The 23,150-nt window shown below is 60.4% G+C and carries 18 protein-coding genes; 9 read left to right on the forward strand and 9 right to left on the reverse strand.

Annotated elements, in window-relative coordinates; genetic code table 11:
- Nucleotides 1–71: 71 nt before the first annotated feature.
- The 3 genes from MRBLSP13_RS20200 to MRBLSP13_RS20210 all read left to right on the forward strand — a co-directional run bounded on the left by MRBLSP13_RS20200 (nucleotide 72) and on the right by MRBLSP13_RS20210 (nucleotide 5,900).
- On the forward strand, nucleotides 72–1,112 hold the full coding sequence (locus MRBLSP13_RS20200; RefSeq protein ID WP_363737093.1) for a WD40/YVTN/BNR-like repeat-containing protein: 1,041 nt from the start codon (nucleotides 72–74) through the stop codon (nucleotides 1,110–1,112).
- A gap of 815 nt (nucleotides 1,113–1,927) precedes the next feature.
- Nucleotides 1,928–4,177: a TonB-dependent receptor gene (locus MRBLSP13_RS20205; RefSeq protein WP_363756322.1), complete on the forward strand. Its 2,250-nt coding sequence runs from the start codon at nucleotides 1,928–1,930 to the stop codon at nucleotides 4,175–4,177.
- Between the two features lie 166 nt (nucleotides 4,178–4,343).
- On the forward strand, nucleotides 4,344–5,900 hold the full coding sequence (locus tag MRBLSP13_RS20210; RefSeq protein WP_363756324.1) for an alpha/beta hydrolase domain-containing protein: 1,557 nt from the start codon (nucleotides 4,344–4,346) through the stop codon (nucleotides 5,898–5,900).
- A 94-nt stretch (nucleotides 5,901–5,994) separates the two neighbouring features.
- Here MRBLSP13_RS20210 and MRBLSP13_RS20215 read toward each other — a convergent pair whose 3' ends face one another.
- From MRBLSP13_RS20215 to MRBLSP13_RS20230, 4 genes are all read right to left on the reverse strand, one after another.
- On the reverse strand, nucleotides 5,995–6,321 hold the full coding sequence (locus tag MRBLSP13_RS20215) for a transposase (protein WP_363756326.1): 327 nt from the start codon (nucleotides 6,319–6,321) through the stop codon (nucleotides 5,995–5,997).
- Nucleotides 6,322–6,556: 235 nt separating this feature from the next.
- Nucleotides 6,557–7,060 (reverse strand): hypothetical protein, encoded by a 504-nt coding sequence (locus MRBLSP13_RS20220; protein WP_363737089.1) that lies wholly within the window; start codon nucleotides 7,058–7,060, stop codon nucleotides 6,557–6,559.
- Nucleotides 7,061–7,072: 12 nt separating this feature from the next.
- Nucleotides 7,073–7,849 (reverse strand): SDR family NAD(P)-dependent oxidoreductase, encoded by a 777-nt coding sequence (locus MRBLSP13_RS20225; protein ID WP_363737088.1) that lies wholly within the window; start codon nucleotides 7,847–7,849, stop codon nucleotides 7,073–7,075.
- Between the two features lie 55 nt (nucleotides 7,850–7,904).
- A complete protein-coding gene (locus MRBLSP13_RS20230; RefSeq protein ID WP_363737087.1) occupies nucleotides 7,905–8,732 on the reverse strand; it encodes an alpha/beta fold hydrolase in 828 nt (275 codons plus the stop codon).
- A 138-nt stretch (nucleotides 8,733–8,870) separates the two neighbouring features.
- Here MRBLSP13_RS20230 and MRBLSP13_RS20235 point away from each other — a divergent pair, with 138 nt between their 5' ends.
- Nucleotides 8,871–9,881 (forward strand): GlxA family transcriptional regulator, encoded by a 1,011-nt coding sequence (locus tag MRBLSP13_RS20235; RefSeq protein ID WP_363756328.1) that lies wholly within the window; start codon nucleotides 8,871–8,873, stop codon nucleotides 9,879–9,881.
- Between the two features lie 270 nt (nucleotides 9,882–10,151).
- Here MRBLSP13_RS20235 and MRBLSP13_RS20240 read toward each other — a convergent pair whose 3' ends face one another.
- From MRBLSP13_RS20240 to MRBLSP13_RS20255, 4 genes are all read right to left on the reverse strand, one after another.
- Complete coding sequence (locus tag MRBLSP13_RS20240; protein WP_363756330.1) at nucleotides 10,152–11,840, reverse strand: glycoside hydrolase family 32 protein; 1,689 nt, start codon at nucleotides 11,838–11,840, stop codon at nucleotides 10,152–10,154.
- Between the two features lie 261 nt (nucleotides 11,841–12,101).
- The gene (locus MRBLSP13_RS20245) at nucleotides 12,102–13,112 is read right to left on the reverse strand and encodes a class 1 fructose-bisphosphatase (RefSeq protein ID WP_363737085.1); all 1,011 of its coding nucleotides are present in this window, start codon (nucleotides 13,110–13,112) and stop codon (nucleotides 12,102–12,104) included.
- 32 nt (nucleotides 13,113–13,144) lie between these two features.
- Nucleotides 13,145–13,999 carry a shikimate 5-dehydrogenase gene (locus MRBLSP13_RS20250; protein ID WP_363756332.1) on the reverse strand — a complete coding sequence of 285 codons (855 nt, stop codon included), beginning with the start codon at nucleotides 13,997–13,999 and terminating at the stop codon, nucleotides 13,145–13,147.
- Nucleotides 13,989–14,996 carry a LacI family DNA-binding transcriptional regulator gene (locus tag MRBLSP13_RS20255; protein ID WP_363737083.1) on the reverse strand — a complete coding sequence of 336 codons (1,008 nt, stop codon included), beginning with the start codon at nucleotides 14,994–14,996 and terminating at the stop codon, nucleotides 13,989–13,991. The genes MRBLSP13_RS20250 and MRBLSP13_RS20255 overlap by 11 nt, the downstream gene beginning before the upstream one ends.
- Before the next feature lie 133 nt (nucleotides 14,997–15,129).
- Between MRBLSP13_RS20255 and ptsP the strand changes: the two genes are divergently transcribed.
- The 5 genes from ptsP to MRBLSP13_RS20280 all read left to right on the forward strand — a co-directional run bounded on the left by ptsP (nucleotide 15,130) and on the right by MRBLSP13_RS20280 (nucleotide 21,870).
- A complete protein-coding gene (gene ptsP / locus MRBLSP13_RS20260) occupies nucleotides 15,130–17,643 on the forward strand; it encodes a phosphoenolpyruvate--protein phosphotransferase (protein ID WP_363737082.1) in 2,514 nt (837 codons plus the stop codon).
- The gene (gene pfkB, locus MRBLSP13_RS20265) at nucleotides 17,643–18,590 is read left to right on the forward strand and encodes a 1-phosphofructokinase (RefSeq protein WP_363756334.1); all 948 of its coding nucleotides are present in this window, start codon (nucleotides 17,643–17,645) and stop codon (nucleotides 18,588–18,590) included. Before ptsP ends, pfkB begins: the two co-directional genes overlap by 1 nt.
- On the forward strand, nucleotides 18,587–20,266 hold the full coding sequence (locus tag MRBLSP13_RS20270; protein ID WP_363756336.1) for a PTS fructose transporter subunit IIC: 1,680 nt from the start codon (nucleotides 18,587–18,589) through the stop codon (nucleotides 20,264–20,266). The genes pfkB and MRBLSP13_RS20270 overlap by 4 nt, the downstream gene beginning before the upstream one ends.
- Before the next feature lie 42 nt (nucleotides 20,267–20,308).
- Nucleotides 20,309–21,658, forward strand: a complete 1,350-nt coding sequence (locus MRBLSP13_RS20275; RefSeq protein ID WP_363756338.1) for a carbohydrate porin — start codon at nucleotides 20,309–20,311, stop codon at nucleotides 21,656–21,658.
- A gap of 71 nt (nucleotides 21,659–21,729) precedes the next feature.
- Nucleotides 21,730–21,870, forward strand: a complete 141-nt coding sequence (locus tag MRBLSP13_RS20280) for a hypothetical protein (protein WP_363756340.1) — start codon at nucleotides 21,730–21,732, stop codon at nucleotides 21,868–21,870.
- Between the two features lie 95 nt (nucleotides 21,871–21,965).
- Here the strand turns inward: MRBLSP13_RS20280 and MRBLSP13_RS20285 are convergent, their stop codons facing one another.
- A complete protein-coding gene (locus tag MRBLSP13_RS20285) occupies nucleotides 21,966–22,913 on the reverse strand; it encodes an ROK family protein (protein ID WP_363737078.1) in 948 nt (315 codons plus the stop codon).
- Nucleotides 22,914–23,150: the final 237 nt, after the last annotated feature.

Consider the following 23,150-nt stretch of genomic DNA (forward strand, 5'->3'; position numbering starts at 1 on the left):
CTGGATGCTGTGATCCAAGGATTTGGACAGCCGAGTGGTCGCCGCGGCGCAGACATTTGAAAGGTAGTAAAATGAGCAACGGAACGATATTAGTGGCGACGGTCGGGCAAGCGATCATTCGCAGCGCGGATGATGGCAAAAGCTGGAATCGCCTCGGCGTGGGCCAACAGCTCGAATTCGATGCGATCACCCGCTCATTAAGCGTCAGTCCGACGTCGCCGGAGACGATCTACGCCGGAACGGACATCGGGCTATGCATCAGCACCGACACGGGTGGAAAGTGGGAACGGGTCGCATCGCCCTTTGACGGGGAAACGGTCTGGAAAGTTGCGGTCGATCCCAATGACGCCGATCGGATTTTTGTTGGTACCGGGGCACCGTCGCGCGCCGCGTTGTGGCGCACCGAGGATGGCGGCCAGACCTGGTTGCGGGCGCCAGTCGAAATCCCCGAATTCTGTGCCGGCGTCAATCGGCCGCGGCTGCTGGCATTCGCCTATGACTCGACTGATCGCAACAAATTGTGGTTCGGGCTCGAGGAGGGAGGGCTGTTTCACAGCAACAATGGCGGCGAAACCTGGACCCGGCTGGATGACCGTCTGTTGTGGGATTTCAATTCCGACATCCACAATATTACGGTTCTGCCGAACCACGGCCGGAAGGTCGTGGTCGTGGCGAGCGTCAATGCCGTCTACCGCAGCTTCGATGATGGCCAAAGCTGGTCCGGGATTCTAGCGAGCGAGGCTTTCGGGCTCTACTATGTTCGCGCCCTCAACAAGCCATCGGCGAGCGAGAATGTGCTGTATCTCAGCATTTCCGATGGTACGCCTGGCACGACAAGCAAGCTGCTGATTTCCCGCGACGCTGGAGAAAGCTGGGAGGTTCTGCCTCTTCCCCAGCAGCCCAATTCCTGCTTCTGGGCCATTTCCGTCAATCCCTGGAACGATCGCCAGATCGTCGCGGGTACCAAATATGGTCATTTGTTCACGTCCGAAAATGGCGGCTTCAGCTGGCTCAAGCAATGGCGCGATTTCAGCGAAATCGCTGACGTTCTCTGGACCCCCGCCGTCGCTCAGATAAAGGCTGCGCACCAATCGCTGGTGACGGCGAAATAGCAGGAGCCAAGGATCGCCGACTGCGACATTGGTGACGGCCGGGCCTTGTCCCCCATACCGGGACCCTGCCCGTCAGCGATGGCGGGCGGGCAGCTGCGTGAACGACTGTCTTGATTGCCGGGCTGTTCGCTCGGCCTCGACATCGATTGATGCCAGGGTTCCCTGATCGCGCACTCCACCTTGCTGAAGACTTCAACCAGGCCGTGCGCTGGCTTGCGGTTTCGACGGGAGCTGTCGTGCAGCCAGCGCTTGCTCGCCGGAAATGCAGCACAGCCAAGGAACAAGGCGAGACGCATCATTTATGCAACAATGATAGATAAAATTGACATTCTGTTGACTCTTAGTAAAAAGCATCGATAGTGTCCGTCTATCGATAGATGCGCGGTACCTCGATCCTGGTTTTGCCGGGCGTGCGAGCAGGCGGGCAATGTCGAATGTCCGACGCGTGGCTCCAAGGAGGCAGGAAAGGTCTGCGCATATTGGACAGTGGAGCGGCGTTCGGTACACCTTTGTCGGATCGGGCAGTTGAATGATCCTGCCTCATTGAAGCTATTGATTTTGGATTACGGAAAAATTCAAAATTAGAAATAACCGTATCAAATATTATCGAACAGAGCGGGATTAAATCTTGCCACTATATGTTGAGCAGCAGGAACAATCGCTGGCGATTTCGCCGATTGTCTGAACCGTCGCAATCCAAATCTTTACTGCCGCGACAACATGCAGGGAGGGTTGTTATGAAATATAATTCCACATCGGGGAAACATTGGGCGGTGCGCCAGGCAATAGCCTTGACGGCGTCTGCATCCGCTACCATGGTAATATGTCCGGCGGTTCTCCACGCCCAGGAGGAGCCGCAAGCGCAGCGGGCGAAAACGGACGCCGAGGCGATTGTGGTGACGGCCCGGCGCAAGGAAGAAACGCTCACGGACGTTCCCGCATCGATCACCGCCTATTCATCCGATTATCTGCAGAAGCAGAATATCCAGACTTTTGCCGACTATGCGACGAAAATTCCCAACCTGACCTTTCAATATGGTCAAGGTACCGATTTTTCGTCGGTTGGCTTCGTAGGTGGCCGTCAAACCGTTATTCGCGGCGTTGCCGGTTCCAACACGACCGCCTATTATATCAACGATACTCCTGTGCCGGCATCGATCAGTCCGCAGGTCCTCAATCTGGACCGGATCGAAGTGCTGAAGGGACCGCAGGGCACTTTGTTCGGTGCCAGTTCCATGGGCGGCAATCTGCGCTTCATTACCCGCGAGCCATCGCTCAACGACAATAGCTATGTCGTCCAGGCGCAAGGGGGTGGAACGAAGGGTGGCGGCTTCGACTTCGATGGCAATGCGCGGGCGGACGTCGTGCTCGTTCCCGATCGCGTGGCGCTCAACATGGCCTTTGGCTATTTGCGCGAATCAGGTTTCGTCAGTCGCCGTTTTCCCGATGGCGCGGGGGGCTTCACCACGAAAGGCGGGCAGGGCCGCAACGACACCTATTCCGGATCGATCTCGGCACGCTTCAAGCTGTCTGATTCGATCGAAGCGACGCTGAGCGGGATCGGGCAGAGCAGCGATCTGCATGGCTTCCCGGCGGCTTATGCGCCGTTGCCAGGCTATCAGCCGCAAACCTATACCCTCGATCGCGACCGGGATGTTCAGGAATTCTCCAAAGACCGTTGGGGCCTGGGATCGCTCGCGCTCAAATATGCGGGCGACGGCTTTTCCGTCATATCGTCCACAAGCTATTTTGCCCGCAAGACCTATGAGCGCGAAGACAATACCGAAGGTACCAACTTCTTCATCGAAAACTCGCTAGGGGTCGATGCCGGCAATCCTGCGCTTTTCACGGACAATATCTCGCGCGACCGCCGTTTCACGCAGGAAACGCGTCTGTCCTTCGACGAAGGCGCGCTATTGCCGCATCTGTCCGGAACGGTGGGCGTCTTCTACCAGCATAAATATACCAGCTTTTACCAGCCGGCGGTTATCGTGCCGGAACTCGGCGCAGCCGGCTTCGATCCGCCCTATGTGACGAACCAGCGCTACCCCGCGCATGAAGATAATAGCGCCATCTTCGGTGAACTCTATTATGAGGTGGTCCCACGGCTCACCGTGACCCTGGGTTTGCGCCATTACTGGATCAAGCAAAAGGCCGATGCGGTGCTGAGCCAGGGCATTTTCAACGCGCCGGGCGGCGACTTCGCGCCGGAGCGACGCAGCCGGCAGCAGGGCTTTGTTCCCAAAGCGGTTGCTTCCTACAAGATCGGCACGGATGGCACCATCTATGCTTCGGCCGCCAAGGGCTTCCGGGTGGGCGGATCGCAGGGCAGGCTTCCCGATTTCTGCTCAGGGGATCTGGCGGCGATCGGACGCACCCAGGATGACGTGCAGGAATACAAGTCCGATACCTTGTGGAGTTACGAGGTCGGCGCGAAGAACCGTTTCGGGCGATTGAACGTTTCGGCAGCCGCCTTCCAGATCGACTGGTCCAACATCCAGCAGCAGGTTGCGCTGCCGACCTGCACCTTCTCCTTCATTGCCAACGCCGGCAAGGCACGGATCCGTGGCGGCGAACTTGAGATTTCGGGCCGGCCGGTTGCCGAATTGCCGCTCACCATCCAGCTTGGCCTTGGATATACCAACGGCAAGCTGATCGATCCGGGCCTCATCAATCAGGCGCCCGATACGCGTCTGGTGCAGGTTCCGGAATGGACCGCGACTGTCGGGGCAAATTATGAGCATGAGATCGGCGCGAATATGAGCCTGTTTGTCAGCGGCGATTATAGCTACACAAGCTCGGTCAAGGTCGCGAATAGCGCAGGGGGTTTCCTCACCCGCCACCCGTTCAATTTCGTGAACGCCAATCTCGGTCTGCGCTTCGGCTCTTCGGAAATCATGCTTTTCGGCAAGAACCTGCTCGACAAGCGCCTGAACCTTGGCGACCTCTACAGTTCGGGGTTCGAGCGTCAGGAGATCCTGGCGGACGGCAGCGCACAGCGCTTGCCCAGGGCGGCCGTAAGCCGGCCCCGGCAGCTGGGCGTGCAATATCGTCTGAAATTCTGAGCTGTGGAGGTGTCCAGGTGGATCCCGTAGCACCTGGACGGAGGGCTGGTAGGGCAAGACCCTGCCAGCCTTCATTTGATGCGGGATTGGCATCGCATGGAGCCCATGAGGCAGAATGTGGGGCGATATGGTCATTCAGAGAGGGCATAAGCATGGTGGCAGTGTCATGACGTCAACCGTCGTCCGGTGCCTATGGCGCAAAAAGGGGGCCAATCGCTCGGCCGCCCTGCCGATTTATCTGGCTGCCTCCCTGATGGCGGCAGTTTCGCCCGCTCAGGCCGAAGTCCCATCCATGCCTTCGGCGTTGCCGGTGCCGTCCACCGGCCAACCGCCCCTGTCGTCCGCAACGCGGAGAGGAACCGAATATAGCGATCTCGAGAAGGCCGGGTATATCGAGGAGGAGTATTATCTGTCCGGAACCGCGCCGGCGATCACGGCGGCGGGCGAGGCGCTGTTCCAGGCACCATATATTACGCGCATCTTGGTGCGGAAGCCGAAAGATCCGGCCAAATTCAACGGCACTGTCGTCATTGAGCCTTTCAGCTGGTTTGGAGAACGGGGCGCGGGTTGGATACTCACTCGCGCCTATTTGCTGCGCAAAGGCTATGCCTATGTGGGCTATACCCTCAATATCAACAAGCCAGCGGAGGACCCCAAATTTCCGCCGGGTGAGTATGAGGCGACGGGCCGTCCCAACCGCTATACGGGGATCGTGAACTTCGAATTCATGCGGCGTTTCGATTATGCCCGTTATGCGCCGCTGGGCTCCTATTACGACCCGGCCCGCTTCAAACGCGGCGGAGCGCCTGATCCGTTTGTGCCGCAGTCTCAGGGTATTGGTGCTGGGCTGGCGCTGCTGCTCAAATCCAACCTCGCCGATGGTCCGATGAGTGGGCTGCGCGTGCAGCGTGTCTATGTGGACAGCTGGGCGGTGACTGCGCAGGTGTGGATGGATTATCTCGACCAAGGGCGTCATCAGCAATGGCGCATGCCCGATGGACGCCCGCTCATTGACGCCTATATGACCGGTCGCATGGCCTTTGGGGAAGTTGGCGGCGACGTCATCCGTGTGCCTCGCAAGATGCCGAGTGATGTGCCCTTCGTCACTGTCTATAGCCAGTCGGAGCTGATGCATGACGCGATCGAAGGCATCATCCTCCCGCCAGATACGGACCAACCGATGCTGCGCTATTATGAAGTGACGGGTATGCCGCATCTGCGACTGGCGGATCATGGCACCCAACATACCGAAGATGTCGCTGCCGATGTTGGCAAGGGCGATGTGCCGCGCTGCCAGATGCTGTACGACGAGCCGGCCGAGATGGTAGTCTCCGCCTTGCTGGACGACATGGACAAGTGGGTGCGGGAAGGGAAACCGATGCCCAGGGCGCCGCGTGTCGTCAGGAAAGGGAAGGGCGTCCTTCGGGATGCCACGACGCAGAACATGATCGGCGGCGTTCGACCGCCTTGGATCGCCATTCCCTCTGCCACTTATTGGACCGAGCAGGAGTCTCACTGCGATATCATCTATGACACGAAGGTGCCGTATGACCACGCCAAGCTGCGTCGTCTTTACGGGTCGTACAATACATATCTCAGAAAATATGAGGGAGCGAAGGAGGCCGCTGTCAAACAGGGTTATTTGCTACCGGAAGACCGTGACGAACTGAAAGCCGTCGCTCAACCCGGAGATTTCGAGCCAGCCACCCGACAGCCCGAGTAGAAGGCGAAGTTGGCAATCGATGCCTATAGTCTATCAAGAATGCAGAAATCTGCGCTCCTCTGCCTATGCCGCATATATCAAGGCCTGTGGGGCTTCATGGCGAGTTGATGACGGCGGCGGCAAGGTAGATCATGGCCTCAAAGCTCTGATCGGTTTTGCATGCGCGCATGATGATGCGTTCGAACTCTTTGAGTTTACAGAAGAATTTTTCGATCAGATGCCGCCATTTATACATCTCTGTATCGAGCCCGATGAGAATGGCGCAGCGGGGGTGTTGCGAGATAACGATCTTTGCGCCGCGTTCGTTGAGTTCGGCGATGATCTCGTTGCTGTCGAAGGTGTTGTTGGCAAGCAAGGCACCGAACTCAACACCCTTGATCAGCGGGGCGATGCCGATGGTGTCGAAACGATGACCGAGCATGAGTTGAAACCGCCGACATCGCGGCATGAGAGCAACGGGATGAGCTTAGATCGGCCGCAAACCACCTCAACCACCGACCGTGTCCGGAGTGTGAATTCGCCCGGTCAGAACGCGCGTCGGCGAATATGCGCGGGGAACCAGTTGTCGAAAATGATCACTTATGGGCGATGCAGGCTGAGATCTTTCTCGACATCGATGCGACGAGGGCGACCATGTGGGCCGCCCTTGCCGGATGTCAGACGGATTTGACTGTCAGAAGACGCCGGCTCGCCCTAAAGGCCCGATAGCCAAGGCTGAGCATCGCGATCAGCAACACGCCTTGCGCGGCTGCGAACGGCGGCTCGTTTCCATGCGGCGCCAGCGCATTGAGCGCGGGTATTTTCAGGAAAGATTGAACCACCAACACAAACAGGTTGAGCCAGAGGCCAATCGTTGCGGTGACTGCGTAGATCGATGAGGCGCTGCCTGTGAGCTTGCGAACATACCAAGCCCAGAAGGCGACCCCGAGGATTAGGGTCGAAAAGATGCCGACCCCGAGCGCGGGGGTGAAAGCGACGATCGGGAAAAGGAAACCCGTCAGGCTGGTGAGCAGGGTTGTCCAGAGGAATATCCCGGTTGCCCGCGGAAGCACGCGGCCACGTGCGAAAGCGGGCAGGGCGATCAGGCCCGATCCGATGCCGACGAAGCTGATCGCGACATGGAGCATGGTGAACTGCGCTATGGTCAATCCAAGGATCATGGCATGTCTCCTTCAGAGGTAGCGCGCCGCAGGGCGCGACAGCGAAAGGTAAGGACGAAGCGTCGAGCGGGCGGCGATATAGGCTTCGTAATCGGCCATGTCGGGAAGCGCGGGAATGGTGATCACCTCGCCCTTGTCGAAGCCTGAAAGCGCGGCGTCGACCATGTCGTTTACGTCCATCACCATTTCGGCCGGTATGCTGGCAAGCTGCGCCTCGTCCCAGATCGCGGTGCGGGTGATGCCCGGAAGTACCGCCTGGATGCGGACTCCCTTCGCGCCAAGTTCGACCTGCAACGCTTCGGTGAAGGCGAGGACATAGGCCTTGCTGGCTGGATAGACGGCTGTGAAGCCGTCGGGCATCAGCGCAGTGATCGAGGTGATGTTGACGATCGCACCCGATCCCGTTTCCGCTAGACGTGGCGCGATCGCAGCCGAGAGGCGTGTCACCGCGAGGATGTTGAGGTTGATCATCCCGGTGAGATAGGCGGGGTCGGCGTCAACGAAGGTCGTTTCGCCCGCGATGCCGGCATTGTTGATCAGGCCTGTGATTGCCTCGTCGCTGTGGAGGCGCGCTTCGACGCGGCTCAGGTCGTCGGCATTTGCGAGGTCGGCCGAGAGGGTTTCGACCGACACGCCGGTCTCGCTGGTCAGGCGGGCGGCGAGGTCGGCAAGCTTGTCGGCCCGGCGCGCGACGAGGATGAGGTTGTGTCCGCGGCGGGCAAGGCGATCGGCATAGACGGCGCCGATGCCGTCCGATGCGCCGGTGATGAGAAAAGTCTGCTTGGTCATCTGACGTCTCCTGCGGAAGGAGGCGCAGTCCCCTTTGGACCGCGCCTATTCCTTATCAGCTGTTGATGAAGTCGAGAAGGTCGGCGTTGAACCGGTCCTGGTGAGTGACGGTCAGGCCATGGTCGGCGCCTTCGTAGATCTTCAGCACCGCCTGCTTGACGATTTTGACGGTTGAGCGAGCCGAGGCGTCGATCGGGACGATCTGGTCATCGTCGCCGTGGAGGACGAGGGTGGGCTTGTCGAATTTCTTGAGATCCTCGTTGAAGTCGCTTTCCGAAAAGGCGCGGATGCTGTCGAGCAGACCCTTGAGGCCACCGTTCATGCCTTGCCGGACGAAGTCGTCGCGCACCGCTTCGCTGACGTTGGCGCCCTCGCGGTTATAGCCGAAGAAGGGAAGCGTCAGATCCTTGAAGAATTGCGGGCGGTTGTCAAAGGTGCCCTTGCGGATTCCGTCGAATATCTCGATCGGCAGGCCGATCGGATTGGCTTCGGTCTTGAGCATCAGCGGGGGAACTGCGCCTATCAGCGCAACCTTGGCAACGCGATCCGTGCCGTGGCGCCCGATATAGCGGGTGACTTCGCCGCCACCGGTTGAGTGACCGACGAGGATGACGTCCTTCAGGTCGAGCTGCTCGATCAGCTCGGCGAGGTCGTCGGCGTATTGATCCATGGTGTTGTTATCCCAGACCTGGTCCGAACGGCCGTGGCTGCGGCGGTCGTGGGCGATGGTGCGGAAGCCTTGGTTCGCGAAGAACACCATCTGGGCATCCCAGGCGTCGGCGCTGAGCGGCCAGCCGTGGGAGAAGAGGATCGGCTGCCCGTCCTTCGGGCCCCAATCCTTGTAGAAGATGTGCGTGCCGTCGGTGGTGGCGATGGTGGTCATGTCGTGGTTCCTTTCGCTTCGTGAGAGACGGATCGTCCGCCGTTGAAAGGAGAGATAGACGCAGCTTCGCTTGCGCGGGATTGGCGGACCCGACAATATGCGGGCCGATTCCGACAAGTGATCGATCGGAGAACTGTCATGCCGAAGTTGAAGGTGCCCGATGGGCCGCCCACGCTGGTCGAGGTCGGGATGATGCTATATCCAGACTGCCAGATCGGTATGGTCCACGGGATTACCGACCTATTCCATGTCGCAGGGCGTTTTGCGGTCGATCACGGTCGTACACCGATCCGCGTCAGTCATTGGCGATTGCAGGACGCGGGGGGCTTCGCTCGTTGCTTCGACAGCCATCCGGAAGAGCCTTGCGGTAATTCGCCGGGCGTCGTCATCGCGCCGGGGAGCCTGCACAAGTTGCTCGAGGCCGAGGAAGCGGTCCCCTATGCGCGCTGGCTGCTCGACCGCCACGCGCAAGGGAGCATCCTCGCGTCGAATTGCGGCGGCGCTTTCGCGCTTGCCGCGACCGGTTTGCTCGCGGGGCGTCCCGCGACCACGCACTGGTATTTTGCCGAGGAATTCAGGGCGCGCTTTCCCGATGTCAGGCTTGAAGCCGACCGGATGGTGGTCGACGAGGGTGACATCATTACGGCCGGCGGGCTGATGGCTTGGACTGAACTGGGTTTGCGCATTGTCGAGCGGTTGCTGGGTCCGTCGGTGATGATGGAGACCGCGCGCTTCTTCCTGATCGATCCGTCGGGGCGCGAACAGAAGAATTATGCGAGCTTCGCGCCCCGGCTCACGCATGGCGACGAACCAATCCTCAAGGTGCAGCATTGGTTACAGGGCAGGGGGGCGGGTCCGATCTCGGTCGCCGATTTGGCAGCCGAAGCAGGGATGGAGGAGCGTACCTTCCAGCGGCGGTTCAAGGCGGCTACGGGCAAGACGCCCGTCGAATATGTTCAGCACATCCGCATCGGCAAAGCGCGCGAACAGCTTGAGTTCACGAAGCGCACCGTCGATCAGATTGCGTGGGAGGTTGGCTATGAGGATGCCGCTGCGTTCCGTAAGCTCTTCCATCGGATCACCGGCCTGTCGCCCCAGGAATATCGCCAGCGCTTTTCGTCGTCGTACCCGCTGGCGGAAGTAGCCTGAATGGCGGCTGTGGACGCCCCGCCGGATGCAAGCAGTAAATCGGGATATGTGGCACGTAGCCGGATGCTGTCATCTGCCCGGCCTCGATGAGCAGGGCCATATGCTGCGGGCCACCTATCCGAAAATAACGGGGACAACCTCAGCCCCCAGCTACATCATGCCGTGGGATACAAACAGTAGGATTCCGCCAGGGTGAAGTTAAAATGGCCAATGGAAAAGATGTAAATGAGTTTTGTCAGGAAGTGTTTATTTTCGGTAAAAAATTGTTATTCAACCAGAATTCGATAATGAAACTTGTGATACCCGAACACTGCCTCCTGACGCGCTGAGGTCCAGCGCTATGTCAACCATTCGGGCATTGATCAGTTCTGACAACGTGGCTGCACCTTCATTCAGGAACAGTTCCACAGAGCCCGTGTCGATGAAGAGGCTGATCTTCGCAATGCCGTCAGAGAAGTCGCACGGCAGGCTTCGATTTTTACGCCAGGCATCGCTGTCGGGGGCGCCGGGGCCGCTGGTGTCGCGTTTGATGAAAGTTCTATTATCGCTTAGCTCGAGGCCTATTTGAGTGAAATAGCCGCCGCCTCCGCGCACGGATAGCCACACTCCTGACGGCCAGTTCGATCCGATGCGCGTGAGGGTGAGGTCAATGCGGCCGGCGAGAGAGCCCGCATCTGCGGGCCAGATATAATTATTGCCTTCGGCAATCGTCTGATCAGTGCCATGAACCGCATCTGTGAATACATCATTCTGCGCTGGGAGAGGGGTGCTGAAAAGCCGTGGCACGTTGTCAAGAAGCCGTAGGCGTAATTCTCGAACAATACTGAGTTGACCTCGGTAATCGTAAGTCGGCAGCAGTCGGTTGGCATACGCCCAGTTGTTCATCCATCCGATCGAATATGCATGGGTAAGGGGATCGGCAGCTTGCGGGTCAGTCCAGATAACGGCCGCGTAAAAATCGGCTCCGCCATCCAGCCATTGTTCATCGGGATTGCCGGTCGTGAAGGTCGCGCCATCGAATTCGCCGACCCAATAGCAGGTTCCGCCAGTGAATCCGGAGGCTGTTCCATCTCCACCTACCAGCAAAACCCATTTGTCCGAGGAGGTCGTGCCGTCCGGATTGTATAGATGTAGCTTGAAGAGATGAGAGCATTCCATCACGGCACCGGCGACCGTTGACAGAAATCCGCTTGAATAGGCCCACTGCTTCAGATCTGGCGAAGTGTAGATGCCGATCTTGCCTTCTTCCGAGAGCGTCATGACCCAACGCCCGCTGGTCTCGTGCCAGAAAACCGTAGGGTCGCGAAATTGCCTGTTTCCTGGGAAGTTGGGCAGTACGATGCCGTGAAAGGTGAAGCTGGCGCCCTCGTCAAGAGAGTACCAGAGTGCGCAGGATTGATTTTGCCCGGCTGCATTGTCGGCAGGCATGGTGACGAGCGCTATCAGCGCACCGGGGCCGAATCCGGCAGTGTTGGCAGCGTCCACAATGGCACTGCCTGTCCAGATGTCTCCATAGGCTGTTGTGTGGCGTGGGATCGAGATACCCTGATCCTGCCAAGTGACGAGATCGGGAGAGGTCCAGCGGCGCCATTCGGTGCCATCGGTGGGATAGGTCGGATTGAATAGGGCCCACATAGTCCAGCGATTGCCCATTCGTACAGGACGCTGTGGGTCGTTGATCCAGCCCCCTGGCGGGGCTGCGATGTGATATCTTGGTCGCCCGTTTATTTCGGGTTCCGTTGGCAAGGCCGGAGAATTCGAAGCTCCACTCGGCGCGGACGTTGCACCAATTGCAGGTTCTGCTTCGCTGCCGCAGGATGAAAGCATTGGAAAGGCAGCGAGCATTTGCAGCGTTTGCCTGCGTGAATAGAAGGGGGTAAACGCCACTGGCCTACTCCTCTCACCAACTTCTTTGATTTTCTGGCTGTTGTCGGCGCGCTCGCTTGGAGCGGAGCGCATCGATGCCTGATTGCAGTCAGGTCGAAGGAGGGGCTCGCAATCTCTGCGTGCCCGCCAATTGGATGCGGCTGACGGAAAACGCCTTCATGACCCTTTTCCTCCTGTGCAGCATCATGCTTTTCCATGATCGCTTGCGATTAAATCTATATATGTGATTTAATCGCGTCAAGCCGTCAGGAAGGGGCGACTTATGGACATCTCTTGTGGAACTAGTCCATTGAATTTACGTAGTTTCTCTGGTGCGGCGTTGTCGGCTCGGCTTTAGTTTTCGGCTGTTCGGTCGCTCTGAAGTGAAACGACTTCTGCCTTGTCGCCCAGAATTACTCCTACCCGCTGGTGCAATTTGGTGGGCAAGATTTCCATGATCCTTTGGTCACCGTCTATGGCTGCGCCGCCTGCCTGTTCTACCAGAAAAGCCATCGGATTTGCTTCATACATGAGGCGTAGCCTCGCCTCGCCTTCCGGGCGCGCATCTTTGGGGTAAAGGAAGGTGCCCCCTCTTTTCAGAATTCGGTGTACGTCGGCCACCATGGAGGCGGTCCAACGCATATTATAGTCCGTGGCCAACGGCCCTTCCGCACCCTGAATACGTTCCTCGACATAGCGCTTGATTTGCGGCGACCATTGACGTCTGCGCGCCATGTTGATGGCGAACTCCCGATTGCCTTGCGGCATCTGCATGGGGCCATCGGTCATCCGCCATGAGCCGATTTCGCGATCAAGAGTGAATTCGTAGACGCCGGATCCGATCGTCAGAACCAGCAGCGTTTGCGGTCCATATATCGCATAGCCGGCTGCAACCTGATGGATGCCGGATTGAAGAAAATCCTGCTCCGTTACCTCGCGCCCTGAAGCATTTTCGGGTGCCTTGAGTACAGAAAAGATCGTGCCGACGCTCAGGGCGACATCAATGTTGCTTGAGCCGTCGATCGGATCAAACAGCAGCAGATATTCGCCCTTCGGAAAGCGATTGGGAATGGGATAGAGGGTCTCCATCTCCTCGGACGCCATGGCTGCCAGATGGCCACCCCACTCATTGGCGTCGAGCAGCAACTCATTGGCAATGACATCGAGTTTTTTCTGAACCTCACCCTGAACATTTTCGCTGCCAAGGCTGCCAAGGACTTCGCCCAGTGCGCCCTTGGATACTGCATGACTGATCGTCTTGCAGGCGCGCGCGACCGTTTCGATGAGAAGGCGCAATTCTCCCGGCAACGCCTGAGCCTGACGTTGCTGCTCGATCAGGAAACGGCTGAGGGAGATGGCCTGCATGGTGCGCCTCTGCATGGGGGAGGGAAGGAGAGTTAATCAGCTATTCTTGCGGCAACGTCTGCACCGTGGGCATATCGCGCTGCTTCATGGATATCGGCGGCTTCCGGCCTTACGCCTGTATACAGAATAAATTGCTCGACTGCCTGGAGCACGATGACTTCGCCACCGGAGATGATATTCTTTCGTGCGGCTCTTGCGGCGCGAACGAAGGGCGTGTCGACCGGTTGGGCAACGACATCGAAGGCAATGCTGCAGGCGGCGATCTGCTCCTGACTGAAGGCCAGAGCTGCGCTGTCCTTGCCGTCCATACCCAATGGCGTGACATTGATCAGCAACGGCGCGCCATCCTGCGGCGGATCCATGTGCCAGTGATAGCCATATTGGTCTGCGATCGCCCGCCCGGCCATTTCGTTACGCGCGATGATCATCCCATCGACGAAGCCTGCATCCTTGAGCGCGGCAGCGACGGCCTTCGCCATTCCGCCGCTACCGCGGAGCAGAAATGGTACCGGTTTATCAATGCGCTTCTCCAATAACTGGCGAACCGCAACATAATCCGTGTTGTAGCCAGTCAGTCGGCCACTGTCGTTGACGATGGTGTTGACGCTATCGATCACGCGAGCGGAAGCTTCAAGCTCATCGATCAGGGGAATGACCACTTCCTTGAACGGCATGGAGATGGCGCAGCCGCGGATGTCCAATGCGCGGACGCCACCGATCGCTGCAGCCAGATCCTGCGTACTGAAACTTTTATAGACATAGTCCAGTCCCAGGATCTCGTAGAGGCGATTGTGAAAGCGTGATCCGGCGTTTCCGGGGCGACCTGACAGCGACATGCACAATCTGGTGTCTCTGCCGATTGGCGGTTTCATGTCCTCAGTCCCCATTGTGGCTTAGTGATGTGTCGCGCCGCATCGTGGATCCGCGAGCGATGAGCCGTCCGCTCAGGACGACCTTGCGAGCGGCGGCATTCGGATGGTCGAGCCGGTCGAGCAGCATAGCCATGGCCGAGCGCCCGATCTCCTCCACCGGTTGTTCGATAACGCTCAGCCCATCCGCTGCAAATTCTGTCCAGCTATCATTGTCGAACCCCGCCAGGGCAAAGTCTTTGGGGACGCTCAGGCCCAGAAAACGAGCGGCTCGCAGCACCGACATCAGCATCACGCCATTGCTCGCGATGATGGCTTCGGGACGATCGGGAGCCTGCAACAGAGCACTGACCAGCTTCTCTGCTTCACCTTCGCCATGCGGCACGGAGAGGGATTGAGTGTGGATACCAATCGTACGGGCGGCTTGTTCAAAGCCGGCGCGCCGTTCGGCACCGGTAGTGCTGGCCGCGCCGAACAGGCCGGTAATCGAAGTGAAGCCCTGTGCATGTAAATGGGTAACCAGGGCGCCTGCCATCGCTTCATTGTCGAGGACGACGCAATCCGTCGTTGTCGCGGCTACGCGATCGATCAGGATGATGGGATGCTCTGCCTTGGCCCGCGATACCTTCTCCGCACCTTGCCGGGTAGGCGCCAGGATCACCCCCGTTACCCGTTCTTCCTGCATCAACTGGAGATACATCGCCTCCTTGGCGGGATCTTCATCCGTATTGCACAATATGACCCGCAGACCTCGTTCATAGGCGATATCCTCGACCGTGCGCGACACGGCGGTGAAGAAGGGATTGCGGATATCCGCCACGATGAGGCCGATCGTGTTGCTGTGGCGCGACCGTAGCCGACGCGCTGCAAGATTGGGACGGTAGCCTGTTGTCGTAACCGCCGCCAGCACCCTGTCGCGCATGGCTGGATCAACCGCCCGCCCGGAAAGCACCCGGGAGACAGTGGCCGGCGATACCTCGGCGACTCGCGCAACATCCTTGATACCGGCTGTCATGGGAAAATCGTTTTCCTCATCCTCTCTAAATTCTGCCCAGAATATGGCCGATTATATGGGGATATTGCAAGTGTATTGACAGAATCATGAGAAAACGTTTTCTTAAGAGGAAGAGAGAGGATGCCAAAGAGCTATGATTGCCGAACCCTTGAATGCGCTTCGTCATGAAGACCTGATCCGCATCGACGCGCGGGCATCCGACAAGGAGGCTGCGATCCTGCAGGCCGGCCAGATATTGGTCGCTGCGGGCTGCGTCGCGCCCGGCTACGAACAGAGCATGGTGCGACGGGAGGCGGTGGCGAACACCTATCTGGGATCGGGCGTCGCCATTCCACATGGCCTGGGCGAGGACAAGGGGCTGGTGCGCCGCGACGGGATCGTGGTCCTGCAACTGCGCGAGGGAATCGAGTGGAATCCTGGCCAGCGCGCCCATCTCGTCGTCGGCATCGCTGCCAGTTCCGACAGTCATATCGCGATTCTCCGCCGCCTCACGCGCCTGATTCAGGATGAGGCGCGGCTGGCGACCCTGCTCGCCACCGACGATCCGGCGGATATTGCCGCTGCCCTCCATGAGGACGCCAACTCCGGCGAAGCCCGGCCCGTCGCAGAGGATCTGGCCGAACGGATCGAATGGACGATCGACTATCCGGCAGGTCTGCATGCCCGGCCCGCCTCAGCCTGGGCGGAAGCAGCCAAGACCTTGGCTACGCCCATACGCATCCGCCATGATGGGGACATTGCCGATCCGCGCAGCCTCGTCTCGCTGCTGCAACTGGGACTTAAGGCAGGCGACCGCGCGACCATTTCGGCAAGTGACCGGCAGGCGCTGGACCGGTTCATGCGTACTGTCACTGGCCTCACCGCCCGCGAAAAGGCAGATGCCGCCCGTGCCGCCGAAAAGGCGAAGGCACCTGTGCGCGGCTGGAAGCCGGTCAGCAATCACGAAAATGCTCCAGCCATGATTGCTGGGGTCGCGGCCAGCCCCGGTCTGGCGATCGGCCCGGTCCATGTTCTTGCTGCGGCGGAACTGGATGTGCCGGACCAGCCGGTCGATCTCGTTGCCGGCGGCGCGCTGCTCAACGATGCGCTGGTCCGCACGCGGGCGCAGATGAAGGCACTGGTCGACGACACCACCCGGCGTCTGGGTGCGGGGGAGGCCGCGATCTTTGCGGCGCAGGCCGGATTGCTGGACGATACCGATCTCATCACCCTTACCTGCCAGTTGATGGTCGAAGGTCATGGCGTAGCCTGGTCCTGGCATCAGGCGATCGACCGCATGGCAGGACAGCTTTCCGCACTGGGCAATCCAGTGCTGGCTGCACGTGCTGCCGACTTGCACGACGTCGGCCGGCGCGTGCTAGCCCATATCGATCCGGGCCTGAGCGTGGGCACATTGGCCGATCTGCCGGAACAGCCATGCGTGCTGGTCGCGACGGACCTGTCGCCGTCGGACACCGCGACGCTCGACATCAGCCGGGTGGCGGGCATTGCCACCGCGCTGGGGGGTCCGACTTCCCACAGTGCGATTCTGGCGCGCACGCTCGGTCTGCCTTCTGTGGTGGCTGGTGGCGCTGATCTGCTGGCGCAGGCGGCCGGGACCACCGCGATCGTCGATGGCGACAGCGGCCGCATCTGGCTCGATCCTTCGGCGGAGGATATCGCTTCCGCCCGTGCCTGGATCGCCGACATCGCCGCGAGGCGCGCGGCCGAGGAGGCGGAACGCGCCCTTCCTGCCCGCACGCTGGACGGTCATGAACTGGCTATCGGCGCCAATGTGAACCGGCCCGATCAGGTCGCCTTCGCGCTGGCGCAGGGCGGGGAAGGGGTGGGCCTCATGCGCACGGAATTCCTGTTCCTCGAACGCGGCGACAGCCCCGGCGAAGAGGAGCAATGCGCCATTTATCGCGCGATGATCGGCGCGCTGGGCGATCGGCCGCTGATCGTGCGCGCGCTCGACATCGGCGGTGACAAGCAGGTGCCGCATCTTGATCTGCCCAGGGAGGAAAATCCCTTCCTCGGCGTGCGCGGCGCGCGCCTGCTGCTGCGTCGCCCCGACCTGCTGGAGCCGCAACTGCGCGCCCTCTATCGCGCAGCAAAAGGGGGCGGCGACCTGTCGATCATGTTCCCGATGATCACCTCGGCATCCGAACTCATCGCGCTGCGCGAACGCTGCGAAGCGATCCGGGCGGAACTGGACGCGCCCCTCGTCCCCATCGGCATCATGATCGAAGTGCCCGCCGCCGCCGTCCAGGCCCATAAGCTTGCCGCCCATGCCGATTTCTTCTCGATCGGCACCAACGACCTCACCCAATATGCGCTCGCCATCGACCGGCAGAACCCGGAACTGGCGAGCGAGGCCGACAGCCTGCATCCGGCCGTGCTCCGCCTGATCGCCATGACGGTCGAGGGTGCACGCAGGCACGACCGCTGGGTCGGCGTCTGCGGCGGCATAGCGGGGGACCCGCTGGGTGCGGCACTGCTGACCGGTCTTGGCGTCCACGAACTGTCCATGACGCCGCGCGACATTCCCGCCGTGAAGGCACGCATCCGCGCAAGCAGCCTTGGCGCACTTCAGGCGCTCGCCGCCCGTGCCCTTGATGCGACAAGCGCCGCCGATGTGCGCGCGCTGGACGGGGAGGGTGCGTGATGGCCGTCTTCACCCTGACGCTCAACCCCGCGATCGACCAGACGGTCATGCTTGATCGGCTCATTCCCGGTGAGGTGCATCGCGCCCGTTCGATGAGGCTGGATGCCGGGGGCAAGGGGATCAACACTGCCAGTTGCCTTGCCGACTGGGGCGTGCCGTCGACGGTCATGGGGCTGCTGGGCAGCGAAAATGTCGCGCCCTTCGACGCCCTGTTTGCCGCCAAGTCGATCGTCGACCGTTGCCAGCGCCATGCTGGCAGCACGCGGGTCAACCTGAAGCTGGTGGACGCCCATGGCACGACCGACATCAATATGGAAGGCACCGCCGTGGCTCCGGCCGGCGTCGATGCCGTCATCGCGACCCTCGATGCGCAGGTGCAGGCCGGCGATCTCGTCATCCTGTCGGGCAGCCTTCCGCCCGGATGTCCGCCCGATATCTATGCCCGCCTCATCGTCATGTTGCGTGGCCGGGGCGCGATCGTTCTGCTCGACAGCAGCGGCCCTGCCCTGCGCCATGCACTGGATGGCGCCGTCCTGCCCAATATCGTGAAACCCAATCTGCATGAACTGGCGGAATGGCATGGCAGCCCGATTGATGCCCCACATCAGATCATAGAGGTCGCCACGGGGTTGCTGGATCGCGGTGTCGACCTGATTGCCGTATCGATGGGCGCACAGGGGGCATTGTTCCTGACCCGATCGGAACTGCTGCGCGCGGGCCTGAGGGCGCACAATGTGGAAAGCACGGTCGGCGCAGGCGACGCCATGGTTGCCGGTCTGGCGGCAGCTCTGATCGAGGAGGCGGGACTGGATCGTATCGCCCGCCTGTCGACCGCCTTTGCCGTCGGCAAACTGGGATGTGCGGGTCCGCATCTGCCCGCCAGGGACAGGATCGAGGCGCTCGCTGCCAGCGTCGAGACGGAAATTCTCATGGGAGAGAAGCAATGAGCAGGATTTTCGCGGTGGTGGAGGCCGGCGAGTCCGGCGTTGCCGGCGTCCTTGCTGGTGAAGCGCTGCGCAAGGCTGCCCGCGCCCAGGGGCGCGTCATCGAGATCGAACTGCGGACCGCGCAGGGCGTTGTCAACCCGTTGCCTGGCGATGCCGAGGGCGATTTTCTCCTCGTTGGTCCGGAAGGCGTCGATAGCGCCGCCGAAACCCGACCGCATCGCCGCCTTACCCTGGAGGCGGTGCTGGCCGATCCCGTCGCCGCTCTGGCTGGCGGTGGGGAGCCGGCCTCGGCTGCGACCAAGCCCCGCATCGTCGCGATCACATCCTGCCCGACCGGCATCGCTCATACCTTCATGGCGGCCGAAGGGTTGACCGAAGGCGCACGGCAGCTTGGCTATCCCATCCGCGTCGAGACGCAAGGCTCGGTCGGGGCAGGCAATCCCCTGACCGCCGAGGAGATCGCCGCCGCCGATGTCGTTCTGATCGCCGCCGATCGGGAGGTCGACCGCAGCCGTTTCGCTGGAAAGCGCGTGTTTGCGGGCAACACCAAGCCTGCCATCACCGGCGGTGCGAAGCTGATCGAGCGGGCATTGGCGGAGGCCACCGTGCAGGGCGGGGAAGCGGCTATGGCCCCGTCGGGCGACGCGGCGGCCGCGAAGCGCGCCGGTCCCTACAAGCATCTGATGACCGGGGTGTCCTTCATGCTGCCCTTCGTGGTGTCAGGCGGGCTGCTGATCGCGCTCGCCTTCGCGCTGGGTGGCATCCACGCCAATGATGTGGCCGCCCAAGGTACATTGGCGCATGCCCTGTTCGAAATCGGCGCCAAGGGCGGCTTCATGCTGATGGTGCCGGCGCTGGCGGGCTATATTGCCTATTCGGTTGCGGATCGTCCCGGCATCGCACCGGGCATGATCGGCGGCCTGCTGGCTGCCAATCTGGGGGCCGGCTTTCTGGGAGGCATCGTTGCCGGCTTCATTGCTGGCTATGGCGTCGACTGGCTCAATCGTCGCATCCGGCTTCCCAAGAATTTGCAGGGATTGAAGCCGGTCCTGATCTTGCCGTTGCTCGGCACATTGCTGACCGGGCTACTAATGCTCTATGCCGTGGGCACACCGGTCGCCGCGGTGCTGGCCTTCCTGACCGACTGGCTGCGCGGCATGCAAGGATCGAGCGCGTTGATGCTCGGCCTCATCCTGGGCGCCATGTCGGCATTCGACATGGGCGGGCCGGTCAACAAGGCGGGCTATGCCTTCTCGGTCGGCCTGATCGCCAGTCAGGTCTATACGCCCATGGCCGCGACCATGGCCGCTGGCATGACGCCGCCGCTTGCCGTCGCGCTCGCCACTCGCCTGTTCCGCAATCGTTTCACGCCTGAAGAGCGCGAAGCGGGAGCAGCTGCTGCGGTCCTGGGCCTGGCATTTATCACCGAAGGCGCGATCCCCTTTGCGGCACGCGATCCGCTGCGTGTCATTCCGGCACTGATGGCTGGATCAGCCGTGACTGGCGCCATCTCGATGGCAATGGGCGTCGAACTCAAGGTGCCGCATGGCGGCCTGTTCGTGCTGCCGATTCCGGGCGCGGTCACGCATGTAGGTGTCTACGCGCTGGCCATATTGGTCGGCACTGTCGTGAGCGCGCTGCTGGTCGGAATGCTCAAGCGCCCCGCAATCAAATGAAGGCCTGACGCCTAAGCGAAAGCATAATTGGAGAGGGTTTCAATGTATTTCAGGAAGATGAGTGCCGCCTGCGTGGCGAGCGCCGTGGCCTTTGCCGCGCCCGTCACACTGGCGCAGGATCAGGCTGAAGCCGGCAGAGATCGAGCACCCGCCCGGTCGGAGGCTCCAGCCTCATGGCAGCCGCTGGCCGAGCAGGGTGTGACGCTGTCGCTTAGCTATACAGGTGAAGCGGCGGCGAATGTTTCTGGCGGGCTTCGCCGCGAAGCGGCCCATGCCGGGCAGGTCTATGTCGGTGCCGACCTTGATCTTGACAGTATCATCGGCATCGGAGGCGCGACGCTGCATTTTGCCGTCACCAATCGCCACGGCAAGAATCTGGCTGCCATGGCCATCGGCAACAACACGTCGGTGCAGGAAATCTACGGCACGCAGAATACGCATCTGGCAATATTGACCTGGCAACAGACCTTTTTCGACGGGCGTCTGGATGTCGAGGCCGGGCGCAGTCAGGCGAACATCCATTTCCTCAACTCGCCACTTTACTGTCATTTCCAGACCAATTCGGCCTGCGGCAATCCAACCTTCGTCTTCAAGAACAGCAATTTCACCTATTTCCCGGCATCGAGCTGGATGGCCCATGCCAAGCTGCATGTGACGCCGCAGGTCATGCTGCATGCCGGCGTCTACGAAGTGAACCCCGACCGCAAGCGCGCGAGCGACCATGGATTCAATTTCAGTACGAAGAATGCGACCGGGGTGATCGTGCCCTGGGAGTTGAGCTATGGTCGGGATTCGGCCGATGATCGTCTGCCGGGACATTATATTCTGGGCGGTTGGTTTGATCGTGGCGACTATGCCGATCCGCTGCGTGATGATCAGGGGGGTATCGCGATCCTGACCGGTCGGCCAGCGGAGACGCGGAACGGACGGTCAGGCCTCTATGTCCGCTTCGATCAGATGCTCACGCGCCCTGACCTGGCCTCGCAACGGGGGCTGAGCATCTTTGGCGTGGCAATGACCAACCTGTCCGGCCGGGTTGAGGAAAGCCGCTATCTGGGCATGGGGATCGTACAGACCGGCACGTTCGCCGGGCGCGATCAGGACACGATCGGCTTCGCCATCAACGATCAGCGTTTCAGCGACCTTGCAATGCAGAGGATGAATGCTGCGCGGGTTACTTCAGGCGGGCGTGCCGATATTCGCCGCCATCAGTATATGATGGAACTGGCCTATGGATTTCAGGTCAATCCGGCGATCCGCCTGTCGCCCAACCTGCAATATATCTTGCATCCCGACCAGACCGGGGCGCCCGAGCGTAGGCGGAACATCAAGGATGCCTTCATCCTGGGGTTTAAGTTCACCCTGGATGCAATGCGTCTCCTGGGGAAATAGGGGATTTGGCCACTACCGGAGACGAGGCGTTCAGCAATGGCCGAGTAGATAGCGTCTCTATCCTGTGGTCTATGAAAGATCGGACCCGGATGCCGGATATCGATCAGCACCTTTGCCTCGGCGGCGAGCCTATAGAACACTTCGCCATTGAGCAGTTCGTCGCGAAGCGACCCGTTGAGCCGCAGGCCGGCGAAGCCAGGCTTTCGTTATAGCCAATTCTCCCGCGTCTTCACGCCGTTCCTCAAGCATCTGCATTGAAACGAATCTTGGTTAACGGACGACGCGATCGTCATCTGTTGGCCAAGCATCATGGACCGACCTCTGCCGGGGTTGCATCGCTTTTTAGCAGGGATATGAGGTTTGGGGCGTAGGTCGAGAAAAGGGGGAGTAAGGCAGCACCAATTGCAGGAGCTTTTCCGCCATTTTCTCCGACTTTCAGTTCCGGACAGAAAAAATCCCGCGGAGCTGCCTGTTGGATATTGCTGTGGATGCGGCCCACAAGGTTGCGCAATTTTTCCTGTGAAAGACCTCCCCCGATGACCACAGCGTCGAGGTCAAGAAGGCTGTTTGCGCTGATGATGATGAAAGCCAGCGCATCGGCGCAACGGGCTATCCAGCCTTCCCAATCCGGGTTTGCTTCGGCTGTACTGGTCGTCATTTGATAAAGGGATGCTGCGTGCAACAGGAAATCCACGCCGGTGCCTTGAGGTATCGGCATGGAGGCGAGCGCACCGGCATTGCCGTTCTTGCCGCGCTTGATCTCCCCGTTCAGGATCAGCCCGCCGCCGACAAAATTCCCGATATGCACATAGAGGAAATTGGTCAGCCCCACGCCCGATCCCGACATGAACTCGGCAAGGGCGCCTGCATTACCGTCATTTTCGAAGATAACCGCGCCATCCAGTTCCTTCTGGAAAAACTCCTCCAGCCCCGGCGCCGCCCAGGCAGCGGCCTGCGGGGCCGCGATGCCCGCTTCTTCGCGCCATTCGCCGATGAACCAGGGCATTGCGATTCCGAAGCCCAGAAAGCCTTCGCGCTGCTCCTTGCGTAGTTGCGGCATATATTTTCGCGCAAAGGATTGGATATGCTCCACGGCACTCGCTGGGCTGGGATAGGGCGCGCTTGTGCTCTCGCATGCGATGACGCGACCATCAAAATCGAGCATGGTGCATACCAACCTGTCGCGACCGATTTCGGCTCCGATCGTGCAGCCGCTGTCCCCGTTGATCTGGTAGATGACCGAAGGCTGGCCCATTCCTCCTGTCCGCTTTCCCGCTTTGATCAGGCGCCCTTCGTTCGCAAGGCTTTCGACAATGCGGACGGCCGCTTGCGGTGACAGACCGGTAATCCTTGAAAGGTCAGCCTTGGAGGCGCCGTTCAGTCGCCTTACCGTGGCAAGGATGAGGCGCTCATTATACCGCCGTACACCGACTGCATTGCTGCCACGTTTGTTCACCTGCGACTCCGCTCAAAGTATCGGCAGCAAGAGGAT

The organism is Sphingobium sp. LSP13-1-1.1 (assembly GCF_040676415.1).
Taxonomy (GTDB): Bacteria; Pseudomonadota; Alphaproteobacteria; order Sphingomonadales; family Sphingomonadaceae; genus Sphingobium.